This window comes from Comamonas sp. Y33R10-2, from assembly GCF_019355935.1.
In the GTDB taxonomy this organism is placed as follows: Bacteria; Pseudomonadota; Gammaproteobacteria; order Burkholderiales; family Burkholderiaceae_C; genus Comamonas.
Window position 1 is genome coordinate 2417646 of sequence record NZ_CP079925.1, and the last position, 14249, is coordinate 2431894.

Consider the following 14249-nt stretch of genomic DNA (forward strand, 5'->3'; position numbering starts at 1 on the left):
TATTCGATTGCGCCTATTTGGCATAACTTGAATGATCGTTTTCACAATTCATTCTGTCTTTTATTTTCTGAGCTAAACCCAAAGTTATAGGGTCAAGCCTCTCGGGCAATTAGTACTGGTTAGCTTAACGCATTACTGCGCTTCCACACCCAGCCTATCAACGTCGTGGTCTACAACGACCCTTCAGGGGGCTCAAGGCCCCGGCAGATCTCATCTTGAAACGAGTTTCCCGCTTAGATGCTTTCAGCGGTTATCTCTTCCACACTTAGCTACCCTGCGATGCCACTGGCGTGACAACAGGTACACCAGAGGTGTGTCCACTCCGGTCCTCTCGTACTAGGAGCAGGCTTCCTCAAATCTGCAGCGCCCACGGAAGATAGGGACCAAACTGTCTCACGACGTTTTAAACCCAGCTCACGTACCTCTTTAAATGGCGAACAGCCATACCCTTGGGACCGACTACAGCCCCAGGATGAGATGAGCCGACATCGAGGTGCCAAACACCGCCGTCGATATGAACTCTTGGGCGGTATCAGCCTGTTATCCCCAGAGTACCTTTTATCCGTTGAGCGATGGCCCTTCCATACAGAACCACCGGATCACTATGTCCTGCTTTCGCATCTGCTCGACTTGTCAGTCTCGCAGTTAAGCACGCTTATGCCATTGCACTATCGTCACGATGTCCGACCGTAACTAGCGTACCTTCGAACTCCTCCGTTACGCTTTGGGAGGAGACCGCCCCAGTCAAACTGCCTACCATGCACTGTCCCCGATCCAGATAATGGACCAAGGTTAGAACCTCAAACGCACCAGGGTGGTATTTCAACGTTGGCTCCATGTGATCTAGCGACCACACTTCAAAGCCTCCCACCTATCCTACACAGATCCGTTCAAAGTCCAATACAAAGCTACAGTAAAGGTTCATGGGGTCTTTCCGTCTTTCCGCGGGGAGATTGCATCATCACAAACATTTCAACTTCGCTGAGTCTCAGGAGGAGACAGTGTGGCCATCGTTACGCCATTCGTGCAGGTCGGAACTTACCCGACAAGGAATTTCGCTACCTTAGGACCGTTATAGTTACGGCCGCCGTTTACTGGGACTTCAATCAAGAGCTTGCACCCCATCATTTAATCTTCCAGCACCGGGCAGGCGTCACACCCTATACGTCCACTTTCGTGTTTGCAGAGTGCTGTGTTTTTATTAAACAGTCGCAGCCACCAATTTTTTGCAGCCCTTTTTAGCTCCGTTTGTTCAACTTCACTGACTTAGGGCACACCTTCTCCCGAAGTTACGGTGTTAATTTGCCGAGTTCCTTCTCCTGAGTTCTCTCAAGCGCCTTAGAATACTCATCTCGCGCACCAGTGTCGGTTTGCGGTACGGTCGTCAATAGCTGAAGCTTAGTGGCTTTTCCTGGAAGCAGGGTATCACTCACTTCGTGTGCAAGCACACTCGTTATCACGCCTCATCTTAGCTCTCCGGATTTGCCTAAAGAGCACGACTACACGCTTGAACCAACATATCCAACAGTTGGCTGAGCTAACCTTCTCCGTCCCCACATCGCACTATTGATCGGTACAGGAATATTGACCTGTTTCCCATCAGCTACGCATCTCTGCCTCGCCTTAGGGGCCGACTCACCCTACGCCGATGAACGTTGCGTAGGAAACCTTGCGCTTACGGCGAGGGGGCTTTTCACCCCCTTTAACGCTACTCATGTCAGCATTCGCACTTCTGATACCTCCAGCATCCGTCTCCAGACACCTTCACAGGCTTACAGAACGCTCTCCTACCACGTGCAATAAATTGCACATCCGCAGCTTCGGTAACTGGCTTAGCCCCGTTACATCTTCCGCGCAGGACGACTCGATCAGTGAGCTATTACGCTTTCTTTAAATGATGGCTGCTTCTAAGCCAACATCCTGACTGTTTTAGCCTTCCCACTTCGTTTCCCACTTAGCCAATTTTAGGGACCTTAGCTGGCGGTCTGGGTTGTTTCCCTCTTGAGTCCGGACGTTAGCACCCGGTGCTCTGTCTCCCAAGCTGTACTCGTCGGTATTCGGAGTTTGCATAGGTTTGGTAAGTCGCCATGACCCCCTAGCCTAAACAGTGCTCTACCCCCGACGGTAATACTTGAGGCACTACCTAAATAGTTTTCGGAGAGAACCAGCTATTTCCAAGTTTGTTTAGCCTTTCACCCCTATCCACAGCTCATCCCCTAATTTTGCAACATTAGTGGGTTCGGACCTCCAGTACCTGTTACGGCACCTTCATCCTGGCCATGGATAGATCACTTGGTTTCGGGTCTACACCCAGCGACTGTTCGCCCTATTCGGACTCGATTTCTCTGCGCCTCCCCTATTCGGTTAAGCTTGCCACTGAATGTAAGTCGCTGACCCATTATACAAAAGGTACGCAGTCACCCCTTACGAGGCTCCTACTTTTTGTAAGCATACGGTTTCAGGATCTATTTCACTCCCCTCCCGGGGTTCTTTTCGCCTTTCCCTCACGGTACTGGTTCACTATCGGTCGATGATGAGTATTTAGCCTTAGAGGATGGTCCCCCTATATTCAGACAGGGTTTCTCGTGCCCCGCCCTACTTGTCTGCAGCCTAGTACCACCGATCGGTTTTCACATACGGGACTATCACCCACTATGGTTGGCCTTTCCATGCCATTTTGTTAACCGGTCGACTATCACTGCAAGGCTCTTCCGAATTCGCTCGCCACTACTATCGGAATCTCGGTTGATGTCTTTTCCTCTGGGTACTTAGATGTTTCAGTTCTCCAGGTTCGCTTCGCATACCTATGAATTCAGTATGCGATACCTATTGCTAGGTGGGTTCCCCCATTCAGAAATCTCCGGATCAAAGCTTATTTGCCAGCTCCCCGAAGCTTATCGCAGGCTATCACGTCTTTCGTCGCCTATCATCGCCAAGGCATCCACCATATGCTCTTAGTCACTTGACCCTATAACTTTGACGTCTCTTGCGAAACACAAAGCTCTAGAACTTCAAAGACTGGTGAGGTCTTACACCTCACGCGTTATGCCGTAATGTGAATATCTTTGGCTGTATCTTTCGACACAGCTTTGAGAATATTCGTCATTACTAAATATCTTTGCTTTCGCAAAATATTTGTTTTGACGCAATCAAAAAGTTGCTGATGGCACGGTGCATTAACCTTGGTTAATGCTTTCCACCAGCAACGCTGATTTCGACTCTATGAATTTTTAAAGAACAGCCTATTGATCAAAGATCAATATAAAAGCAGTCTGCTTCAGACTGCTTTTATATTGAATTTCTGTTTTCGCCTTCTCAACCCATGCTTTGTAGCACTTGCTGAGCCCACGATTATAGCATCACTGGACGCTATCATTTTTAACCTGGTGGAGGATGACGGGATCGAACCGACGACCCCCTGCTTGCAAAGCAGGTGCTCTCCCAGCTGAGCTAATCCCCCGGGATTGTCAATCCAGATGTTGGATTCAGTACCGAAGTACTGGTGGGTCTAGTTGGGCTCGAACCAACGACCCCTGCGTTATCAACACAGTGCTCTAACCAGCTGAGCTACAGACCCATTCCAATTTCTTGCTCGCATCGATTTCTCAATACAAACCCGTTTTGGCTTGTTCCAACAACCGATAAGTGTGGACGTTCAACTTAAAGCAGCATTTTTCCAGAAAGGAGGTGATCCAGCCGCACCTTCCGATACGGCTACCTTGTTACGACTTCACCCCAGTCACGAACCCCGCCGTGGTAAGCGCCCTCCTTGCGGTTAGGCTACCTACTTCTGGCGAGACCCGCTCCCATGGTGTGACGGGCGGTGTGTACAAGACCCGGGAACGTATTCACCGTGACATTCTGATCCACGATTACTAGCGATTCCGACTTCACGCAGTCGAGTTGCAGACTGCGATCCGGACTACGACTGGCTTTATGAGATTAGCTCCCCCTCGCGGGTTGGCAACTCTTTGTACCAGCCATTGTATGACGTGTGTAGCCCCACCTATAAGGGCCATGAGGACTTGACGTCATCCCCACCTTCCTCCGGTTTGTCACCGGCAGTCCCATTAGAGTGCTCAACTAAATGTAGCAACTAATGGCAAGGGTTGCGCTCGTTGCGGGACTTAACCCAACATCTCACGACACGAGCTGACGACAGCCATGCAGCACCTGTGTTACGGTTCTCTTTCGAGCACGAAACCATCTCTGGTAACTTCCGTACATGTCAAAGGTGGGTAAGGTTTTTCGCGTTGCATCGAATTAAACCACATCATCCACCGCTTGTGCGGGTCCCCGTCAATTCCTTTGAGTTTCAACCTTGCGGCCGTACTCCCCAGGCGGTCAACTTCACGCGTTAGCTTCGTTACTGAGTCAGTTAAGACCCAACAACCAGTTGACATCGTTTAGGGCGTGGACTACCAGGGTATCTAATCCTGTTTGCTCCCCACGCTTTCGTGCATGAGCGTCAGTACAGGTCCAGGGGATTGCCTTCGCCATCGGTGTTCCTCCGCATATCTACGCATTTCACTGCTACACGCGGAATTCCATCCCCCTCTACCGTACTCTAGCTTTGCAGTCACAATGGCAGTTCCCAGGTTGAGCCCGGGGATTTCACCACTGTCTTACAAAACCGCCTGCGCACGCTTTACGCCCAGTAATTCCGATTAACGCTTGCACCCTACGTATTACCGCGGCTGCTGGCACGTAGTTAGCCGGTGCTTATTCTTACGGTACCGTCATGACTCCGGGGTATTAGCCCAGAGCTTTTCGTTCCGTACAAAAGCAGTTTACAACCCGAAGGCCTTCATCCTGCACGCGGCATTGCTGGATCAGGCTTTCGCCCATTGTCCAAAATTCCCCACTGCTGCCTCCCGTAGGAGTCTGGACCGTGTCTCAGTTCCAGTGTGGCTGGTCGTCCTCTCAGACCAGCTACAGATCGCAGGCTTGGTGAGCCTTTACCCCACCAACTACCTAATCTGCCATCAGCCGCTCTAGTAGCACAAGGCCCGAAGGTCCCCTGCTTTCATCCGTAGATCTCATGCGGTATTAGCTACTCTTTCGAGTAGTTATCCCCCACTACTAGGCACGTTCCGATGTATTACTCACCCGTTCGCCACTCGTCAGCATCCGAAGACCTGTTACCGTTCGACTTGCATGTGTAAAGCATGCCGCCAGCGTTCAATCTGAGCCAGGATCAAACTCTATAGTTCGATCTTGAATTTAAAGTCTTTCGACTGCTCACTCACTTGACGGAATTAAGAAGAATAAATTCTTCCATAATTACTGTTTTCGTGAGCGCTTGATACTCCGAAGAGTTTTGTTCCGAAGAACTGGCTGCTTGCCATCAAACGCCCACACTTATCGGCTGTATTTTTTTAAGGATCTGAGAACTCAAACAGCTTTAAAACCACTTGAATTTCGTTGCTTGCTGTGATCAGCGAAGCCTTAGATTGTAGCACTGTTTTCAGCATCTCAATTTCTTGATTTGCTTCGAGAAAATTAGATCATCTCGTTCAGCGCAGCCTTGCATTGTATACCGATTTTTGAGCACTTTGCAAACCACATCAAGACAATTGAAAAAGAAGCCAGACAGGCTTTCGCCTGTCTGGCTTCTTGCATTCATCAGGACTGAGCCGCTAACTCCAACGCATCCACAAACAGCGCTGCAACATCGCAACCCGTCTGGTCAAAAATTTCTTGGAAGCAGGTGGGGCTGGTCACATTGATTTCTGTGACGTTGTGGCCAATGACATCCAGCCCAATCAGCAACAGGCCTCGCTGAACAAGGCGCTCACCAATAAATTCGGCTGTAGCTTTGTCTTGCTCTGTCAAAGGCTGGGCAACGCCTTTACCGCCAGCCGCCAAGTTGCCGCGCACTTCATTGCCTTGCGGAATACGCGCCAAGCAAAAGGGAACCGGCTTGCCGCCAATGATGAGGACTCGCTTATCGCCATGAACGATGTCGGGCAGGAACTTTTGCACCATGACGCTGGCAGCGCCGCCTTGATTGAGCGTTTCAATGATGCTGCCCAGATTGCGGCCATCATCCCCCACACGGAAGATGCCTGCCCCACCCATGCCGTCGAGTGGCTTAAGGATGATGTCTTTGTGCTCTGCGTGAAAAGCCTTGATCTCCTGAGCGCTGCGAGTGACCAAGGTGGGCGAGATGAACTGCGCAAACTCCATGATGGCGAGCTTTTCAGGGTGCTCACGCAGGGCACTTGGCTTGTTGAAGACCTTGGCGCCTTCTCGCTCGGCTTGACTGAGCATGTGCGTGGCGTAGAAGAACTCCGAGTCAAAAGGCGGGTCTTTGCGCATGACGATGGCGTCAAAGTCAGCCAGATTCACTGCTTTGTTGGCAGTTTCATCAAACCAAGCATCCTTGTTACCTGTCAAGGAGATGTAGCGCACCTGCGCCTTAACCTTGCCGCCACTTTGCCAAGAGATGTGTTTGGGCTCGCAAGCCACGATCTGATGTCCACGGCGCTGGGCTTCGCGCATCATGGCAAAGGTGGAGTCTTTGTAAATGACAAAGGATTCCAACGGATCGGCGACAAACAGTATTTGCATGGTGATAACTCTATAGCTAGATATGGGCATCATGCCCAGACAGGCATAACACCACAAAGAGGCGGCTGATGCTCAGGCGGCCCGGGCTCGGTAGCTCTGAACGCATAAGGCCAGACTACCAGCAACCACACCCCAGAAGGCTGAGCCCACGCCGCCAATGACGACGCCGCTGAGCGTAACGAGGAAGGTGATGAGTGCAGCCTCTCGGTGCTTTTCATCTTTGAAGGCTGTGGCCATGCCGCCGCCGATGGAGCCAAGCAAGGCCAGACCGGCAATGCAGGCAACCAGCTCTTTAGGGAAGGCTGTGAGCAGCCCTGTGACTACGGCACCAAAGATACCTATCAATATATATAGCAGGCCGCACACAGCCGCTGCCGTATAGCGCTTGCTTTTATCTTCATGCGCCTCATCGCCCATACATATAGCAGCGGTAATGGCGCTGAGGTTCAGGGCATAGCCGCCAAACGGAGCCAGCAACAAAGTCGCAACACCCGTGGCACTGATGATCTTGGATACAGGTATCGGATAGCCTGTGGCACGAATCACCGCTACACCCGGCAAATTTTGTGATGCCATAGTCACTACAAACAGGGGCAACGCCAGGCTAATGAGTGCGGGCAGTGAGAACACAGGAGCCGTATAGACCGGAATAGCCAGCCCCGCATGGACAGCCGACCACTGCATTTGTCCGTTCAACGCTGCCCAGAGCGTGCCCGCCAGCAAGGTGATGATGACGGCGTAGCGAGCGGCCATGCGGCGCGAGAGCAAATAGGCCAGCAGCATGACGAGCACCAGGGACAGATTGCTCTGCGCCGCAGAGAAGGCCTGCATACCGAACTTGGCCAGCACGCCAGCCAGCAAAGCCGAGGCAATCTCCACGGGGATGCGGTTCATGATGCGCTCAAACCAACCCGTCACCCCCACCAAAATGATGAGCACCGCGCTGACGATGAAGGCACCAATGGCCTCACTCATGGAAAAGCCACCCGCCAAACCCGCCGTAGCCAGCACCGCCGCCCCCGGCGTAGACCAAGCCACCATCACAGGCATGCGCAAGATAAGCGAAGGCACCAGTGAGCAAAGCCCCATGCCCAGCCCCAGAGCCCAGATCCAAGAGGTGATTTGCTCAGGCGTGGCTTGAAAGGCCTGCGCCGCCTGAAATACCAGAGCCACCGAGCTGGTAAAGCCCACCAAAACCGCCACAAAGCCTGCGGCCACGGCGGCAGGACTCAAATCTTTGAAAAAGCGCATCTGCTCATTCTGGCATCAGGCTTACCAATGTTGATACGCACTTTGGCGAGCAAAGACAGCGCAGACACGATTTGCTATTGAATAAATAGCTACAAGCCATTATCGATATTGGACTAAGGAGCTTTTTTAGCCAAAAAATTACAACTCAATCTTAGAGCCGAGCTCCACCACCGAGTTGCTGGGCAGGTGCAGAAAGTCTGAAACACGGCTGGCGTTGCGGTGCATTTGGGCAAATAGCTTCTCGCGCCAATGGGCCATGGAGTTGTTCATGCGCGGAATGATCACATCTCGCGATAGGAAGTAGCTAGTGGACATGGGGTCCAGCATGCAGCCCTGCGCGCGCAACTGCGCCAGCGCGGCTGGCACATCGGGCTCGTTCTTGAAGCCATAGTGAATCATCACCTCCCAGCATTCACCACCTAGAGACTCAGACTCAATTCGCTTTTCCAAGCCTACCCACGGCACTTCATGATTGCGTACCGTCACAAAGAGGTTGCGCTCATGCAGCACTTTGTTGTGCTTGAGGTTGTGCAGCAAAGCATGGGGCACGACACCCGGCTCACCGGATAAAAATACTGCCGTACCCCGCACGCGGGTGGGAGGGTGGCGCCAAGTAGCCTCCAAGAATTCGCGCAAGTTCAATGCATCGGCCTGCAATTTCTTATGCAGCAACTCGCGGCCACGGCGCCAAGTCATCATCAACGTAAAGACCGTGCCGCCAATCAGCAGAGGGAACCAGCCGCCCTCAAACAGCTTGAGCAGATTGGAGGCGAAGAAGGCCAAGTCCACTGCAAAGAAGAAACCCGTCGCCAGCAGGCACAGGGCCAACGGGTAGTTCCAGCGATAGCGAATGACGAAGAAAGTCAGCATGGTGGTGATCAACATGTCCAACGTCACCGCGATACCGTAAGCAGCCGCCAGATTGCCACTGCTTCTAAACAGCAACACCGCCAGCACAATCGCGACAAACAGGCTCCAGTTGACCAGCGGCATATAGATCTGCCCCGCCTCCTTCACACTGGTATGGCGCACCTCAAAGCGAGGGAAGTAGCCCAGTTGTATGACCTGACGGGTCACACTGAAAGCACCGGTGATCAGTGCCTGCGAGGCAATGACCGTGGCCATGGTGGCCATGATGACCAGCGGCAGCAGCGCCCAGCCAGGCGCCATCATGAAAAACGGGTTTTTTACGGCATCGGGGTTAGCCAGCAGCAGCGCGCCTTGGCCAAAGTAGTTCAGCGTCAGCGCTGGCATAGCGATGGTGAACCAAGCCAGACGAATCGGCTTTTTACCAAAGTGACCCAAGTCAGCGTACAGCGCTTCCGCGCCTGTAACGCAGAGCACCACCGCACCCAAAATAATGAAGCTGGTGCCGGGACTGTTCCAGATGAACATCACAGCGTAATGGGGGCTGATGCCCGCCAAAATTTCCGGGTGCCCCATGATTTGGTACACGCCCAGCAAGGCGATGCAGGCAAACCAAGCCACTGTGATGGGGCCAAAAAACTTGCCAATACCTGCTGTGCCGCGCTTTTGCACAAAGAACAGCAGAAACAAAATCACCAGGGTTAGCGGAATTACCGCTTGCTTAAAGTGCGGCGAGATGACCTCCAGACCCTCAACAGCCGAGAGCACCGAGATGGCCGGGGTGATCACCCCATCGCCATAAAACAGCGAGGTGCCGAACATGCCCACCAAAAACAGCGTTTTGGACAGGCGCGGCTTGTCTTTGACTGTCTGTGAAGCCAAAGCCAGCATGGCCACCAAGCCACCCTCGCCATTGTTGTCGGCTCGCAGTACTAAAACCACGTACTTAAGGGAGACGATGACCGTGAGCGTCCAAAACAGCAGCGAGAGCACGCCGTAGACATTGGCCGGCGTAAAAGGCACATGGCCTGAGCCAAAAACCTCCTTGACCGAGTACAAAACACTGGTGCCTATGTCTCCATAGACGACACCGATCGCACCCAGAGTAAGGGCGCCAAGCGAGGATTTTGAATTTTGCACAGATCAGGACGCGGCTCGTAAGGCGGTCACCAAATTAGAAGATTGCCGGCATTGTGCTCCGCCCAATGCCGTTTGTTAATCAATCGTAAATTTCTGCGTCAGGGTTAGTGGCTTCCAGCTCATAGCTCGCCGCCAACATGGCCAAACGTGCTACCACGCCGTACATATAGAAACGATTGGGTGCGCTGGCTCCGGGGCGCATACCTGCCTGCGGCAGGTGATTGCTTTGCTGGAAGGCAAGCGGCACATAACCGGCACCGGGAGTATTCAGGTTTTCGTCCTCGCCGCGCTCGGGGTGCATACGGTAGAAGCCACCCACCACATAGCGATCCATCATGTAGACCACCGGCTCGGCCACGGCATTGTGCATGCGCTCATAGGTCAAAACGCCTTCTTGCACGATGACGTCATGGACAGTTTGGCCGTCTTTGATGAGACCCATCTTGTTGCGGCTCTTGCGCGGCAGCGCGGCCAACTCTTTGGCATCTCGCACTGTCATCACGCCCATGCCGTAAGTGCCGTTATCAGCCTTCACAACAGCAAACGGTTTTTCCTTGATGCCGTACTCTTTGTACTTGCGACGCACTTTGGAGAGGATCACATCGACCTGATCGGCCAGTGCGTCCATGCCCGTACCTTCGGCAAAGTCAATGTTTTCGACTTGGCCAAATAGCGGGTTGATCAGCCATGGATCAATCCCCAGCAGCTTGCCAAAACGCTTACCGACTTCTTCGTAGCTTTGGAAGTGACGGCTCTTGCGGCGCACATTCCAGCCTGCATGCAAAGGCGGCAGCAGATGCTGCTCGTACAGCTCTTCAATGATGCCGGGCACACCTGTGGACAAATCGTTGTTCAGCAAGATGGTACAAGGATCGAAATCCTTGAGGCCCAGGCGGCGCTTGCCGCGAATCACCGGCTCGAGCTGAATCTCATCACCCAAAGGTAATGTGATGGTCAGCGTCTTCTTAATTTCTGGGCTGATGGAGCCAATGCGCACATTGAGACCCGCCATGGAGAAGATACGCTTGAGCTGCAGCACGCTAGACAGGTAGTGCGTGTTGCGCGTGTGGTTCTCAGGAATGATCAGCAGATTGCGCGCTTCAGGACATATCTTTTCGATAGCAGCCATCGCAGCCTGTACGGCAAGCGGCAGCATTTCATCGGTCAGATTATTCCAGCCACCCGGAAACAAATTAGTGTCCACCGGTGCCAGCTTGAAACCCGCATTACGAATGTCCACCGAGCAGTAAAACGGAGGCGTGTGCTCCATCCACTCCAGACGGAACCAACGCTCGATAGCAGGCATTGAATCGAGAACGCGCTGCTCAAGTTCGTTAATGGGGCCGGTCAAAGCCGTGACAAGATGTGGAACCATAAATACCCTCAGGAGACGGTGGTGGGGTGCGATTGTAGAGATTGGAGCATGAGATAGGTGTTTTCCCTAGTTTTATATCTCAGCGACGCCAGAAAGCCGGCGTCAGCAAAGCCATAAAACTCAGTATCTCAAGCCGTCCTAACAACATAGCAAGAGTACACACCCATATCTGGAAATCAGTCAACACCGTGTAATTCGATGCTGGGCCAATCGCCCCGAGTCCCGGCCCCATGCAATGCACGCTGGCCAGAACCGCAGAAAAAGCAGTTAAAGGATCAAGGTCTGTGAGCAACAACACCATGCTCAACACAATGACCGTTGCGCCATACACAAGCATGTAGGCAAGCACCGAAAAAATCATCGGGTTATCCACCACTGCATCGCCTAGGCGCACGGGCTGCACGGCGCGCGGGTGTACCAAGCGCGTCATCTCGCGCCTGGCTTGCTTTACCAAGATCAGCATACGTACCATCTTGATGCCGCCGCCGGTCGAGCCGGCGCTGGTGGCCACGCCAGACAATAGCAGCAGCAGAACCGGAATAAAAACCGGCCAAGCCAGGTAGTCCGTGGTGGTAAAGCCCGTGGTGCTTGCCACAGAGACGGTATGAAACATGCCAAAGCGCAGCGCATCTAGCGGACCGTAAACACCCTTAACCCACAGTAGCAGAGCCACCAGCAGACCGGCACCAACCAGCACACCGATGGTGGCGCGCATTTCCGGGTCGCGCATAAAGCTGTCTAGCCGCCCTTTGCGCATGGCCACAAAATACAGCGCAAAGTTACAGCTGGCCAGCAGCATAAAGAGCAGCGCCGCAGCCTCTAGCAAAGGCGAGTTGAAATAGCCAAAGCTGGCGTCGTGCGATGACAGACCGCCCAAGCTCACCGTAGCGAACATGTGCATCAGCGCATCAAGCGGCTGCATGCCAAAAGCCCAAAACGCCAGAAAGCAACCTGTGGAAAATAGAGCGTACACACCCCATAAGCCCTTGGCGGTCTCTGTAATGCGCGGGGTCAGTTTGGTGTCTTTGACTGGGCCAGCAGCCTCTGCGCGAAACAGTTGTGCGCCACCAACACCTAGCAGCGGCAAGATGGCCACGGCCAAAATCAAAATCCCCATACCGCCGATCCACTGCATGAAGGTGCGCCATACATTAATGGACACCGGAAGCTGGTCTAGCCCGCTGAGAACCGTCGCGCCAGCGGTCGTCAAACCAGACACCGCTTCAAAATAGGCATGGGTAAAGCTAATCGAGATACCGACCCGGTTCAAGCCGAGTATCAGCGGCAGCGTAGCGCACAGCGGCAAGACCACCCAAACCAAGGTCACCAAAATCACGCCGTGGCGCGGCTGTAAGTCTTGTTTGTGGCGATGCAGACCGCCCCATAGCAGCAAGCCCACGCCCACGGTCAAGCCCATTGCCCAAGGGTAGATGCGCCAGATACCATCTTGCATAAACCACGAAACGCCAAAAGGCAGCAGCATGGAAGCGGCAAACATGATCATCAACATGCCCAGCACGCGCAGGACAGGTAGCAGGTCTTTCATGGATGAAGCTTAGAAAAAAGTAGCGCTGACGCGGAACAGGTTTTCCACGTTGCGCACCAGCCGCTTGTTGGGCAGGAAGAACACTACATGGTCACCTGACTCGATCACCGTATTGCTGCGCGGAATGATGACCTCCGTGGTGAGCAGCAAATCGCTCACTTCTTCGCAGGTCTTGCCTTCGGGTATGCCGCGAACTATCAAGCCGATATGCACATCTTCAGGCAGGCGCAGCTCTTCCACCTTGCGGCCCACCACGCGCGAGCTTTTACGGTCACCGCGCGCCACAATCTCCAGCGCCTCGGCCACACCACGGCGCAAGCTGTGTACGGCTTGCACATCGCCGCGGCGTACATAGGCCAAAAACTCTCCCAGCATGGCCTGCGCGGGCGACAGCGCAATATCAATCTGCGTGCCGTGCATCAAGTCCGCATAGGCGCGGCGGTTGATAAGCGAGAGCACGCGGCGCGCGCCCATGCGTTTGGCCAACAGGCTGGACATGATGTTGTCCTCATCGTCGTCCGTCAACGACAGGAACAGGTCCACATCTTCAATGCCCTCTTCCTCTAGCAAATCTTCATCCGTCGCCTCGCCCTCCAACACCAGCACTTCGGCCGGCAGTACGGACGCGAGGTTTAGACATTGCTGCGCATTGTGCTCAATGATCTTGACGTGAAAGCGCCCCGGCGTCTGCGCCAGTCGCTTGGCCAGGCGCAGGCTCACCTGACCCCCACCGGCAATCATGATTCGGTACACAGGACGGCTAGGGCGGCCTTCAGGCAAGTTAATAACTCTCAGCGCCTCGGGCACATGCTCGGTTGCGGCCAGCATAAAGACTTCATCGCCGGGCTCGATGCGCGTGCCGCCATCGCAGCGCACAAAGCGGTCAGGCTCATCCATGAAGCGGCGATAAATCGCCACGATGCGCATGGCCAGCTCAGGCATTCGCTCACGCACCTGCCCAATTTGCAAGCCCACCGCAGGCGCACCCGCACGGGCACGCACAGAAGCCAGCGCCGCACGGCCGCCCGCAAAGGCGCGCACCTGCATGGCTTCAGGGTACTCGATGAGCTTGGTGATGTAGTTGGTGACAGATTCTTCGGGGCAGATGATGCGATCCACCGCAAAGCCGTCTTTGCCCAGCATGGGGTCATCCACCACAAAGCTCGAAGAGCGCACCCGCGCAATACGGGTGGGAATCTCGAACATGGCCTGTGCAATCTTGCAGCAAACCAAATTGGTTTCGTCCATGGACGCGCAGGCGATGAGCAAGTCCGTATCTTTGGCCCCCGCCTCGGCCAACACCTGCGGATCAATTCCGTTGCCGACTACGCCGCGCAGGTCAAAGCGCGACTCCAAGTCACGCACGGCGCGAGCATCGGTGTCGATCACAGTGATTGCGTTTTGCTCGGAAACCAGACTTTCGGCCACACTTTGACCTACACGCCCGGCACCCAGAATGATGATTTTCATGGTGTTATGGAGAGGGAAACCCAAGCG

6 protein-coding genes, 2 tRNA genes and 2 rRNA genes are annotated in these 14249 nt (G+C 53.8%); all 10 read right to left on the reverse strand.

What is annotated here, in order from left to right:
• Nucleotides 1–88: 88 nt before the first annotated feature.
• The 10 genes from KUF54_RS10785 to trkA all read right to left on the reverse strand — a co-directional run bounded on the left by KUF54_RS10785 (nt 89) and on the right by trkA (nt 14222).
• Nucleotides 89–2968 (reverse strand): 23S ribosomal RNA (locus KUF54_RS10785).
• A gap of 416 nt (nt 2969–3384) precedes the next feature.
• Nucleotides 3385–3460 (reverse strand) — tRNA-Ala (locus KUF54_RS10790).
• 40 nt (nt 3461–3500) lie between these two features.
• Nucleotides 3501–3577: transfer RNA gene (locus KUF54_RS10795), tRNA-Ile, on the reverse strand.
• Between the two features lie 103 nt (nt 3578–3680).
• A 16S ribosomal RNA gene (locus KUF54_RS10800) occupies nt 3681–5213 on the reverse strand.
• Together the 16S and 23S rRNA genes with 2 tRNA genes alongside form the textbook arrangement of a ribosomal RNA operon.
• A 412-nt stretch (nt 5214–5625) precedes the next feature.
• Entirely contained in the window at nt 5626–6573 is a 948-nt protein-coding gene (gene gshB / locus KUF54_RS10805) for a glutathione synthase (RefSeq protein WP_219342835.1), read from the reverse strand.
• A 72-nt stretch (nt 6574–6645) separates the two neighbouring features.
• Nucleotides 6646–7824 carry a benzoate/H(+) symporter BenE family transporter gene (locus KUF54_RS10810; protein WP_219342836.1) on the reverse strand — a complete coding sequence of 393 codons (1179 nt, stop codon included), beginning with the start codon at nt 7822–7824 and terminating at the stop codon, nt 6646–6648.
• 138 nt (nt 7825–7962) lie between these two features.
• The gene (locus KUF54_RS10815; protein ID WP_219342837.1) at nt 7963–9831 is read right to left on the reverse strand and encodes a potassium transporter Kup; all 1869 of its coding nucleotides are present in this window, start codon (nt 9829–9831) and stop codon (nt 7963–7965) included.
• A 79-nt stretch (nt 9832–9910) separates the two neighbouring features.
• Nucleotides 9911–11206, reverse strand: coding sequence for a glutamate--cysteine ligase (gene gshA, locus KUF54_RS10820; RefSeq protein ID WP_219342838.1), 1296 nt, complete (start codon nt 11204–11206; stop codon nt 9911–9913).
• Nucleotides 11207–11285: 79 nt separating this feature from the next.
• Nucleotides 11286–12752 carry a TrkH family potassium uptake protein gene (locus tag KUF54_RS10825; RefSeq protein ID WP_219342839.1) on the reverse strand — a complete coding sequence of 489 codons (1467 nt, stop codon included), beginning with the start codon at nt 12750–12752 and terminating at the stop codon, nt 11286–11288.
• Between the two features lie 9 nt (nt 12753–12761).
• Nucleotides 12762–14222, reverse strand: coding sequence for a Trk system potassium transporter TrkA (gene trkA, locus KUF54_RS10830; protein ID WP_219342840.1), 1461 nt, complete (start codon nt 14220–14222; stop codon nt 12762–12764).
• Nucleotides 14223–14249: the final 27 nt, after the last annotated feature.

Coding starts and splice junctions, on each gene's coding strand:
- gshB (WP_219342835.1), bottom strand. CDS start 6,573: ATGCAAATACTGTTTGTCGCCGATCCGTTGGAATCCTTTGTCATTTAC.
- KUF54_RS10810 (WP_219342836.1), bottom strand. CDS start 7,824: ATGCGCTTTTTCAAAGATTTGAGTCCTGCCGCCGTGGCCGCAGGCTTT.
- gshA (WP_219342838.1), bottom strand. CDS start 11,206: ATGGTTCCACATCTTGTCACGGCTTTGACCGGCCCCATTAACGAACTT.
- KUF54_RS10825 (WP_219342839.1), bottom strand. CDS start 12,752: ATGAAAGACCTGCTACCTGTCCTGCGCGTGCTGGGCATGTTGATGATC.
- trkA (WP_219342840.1), bottom strand. CDS start 14,222: ATGAAAATCATCATTCTGGGTGCCGGGCGTGTAGGTCAAAGTGTGGCC.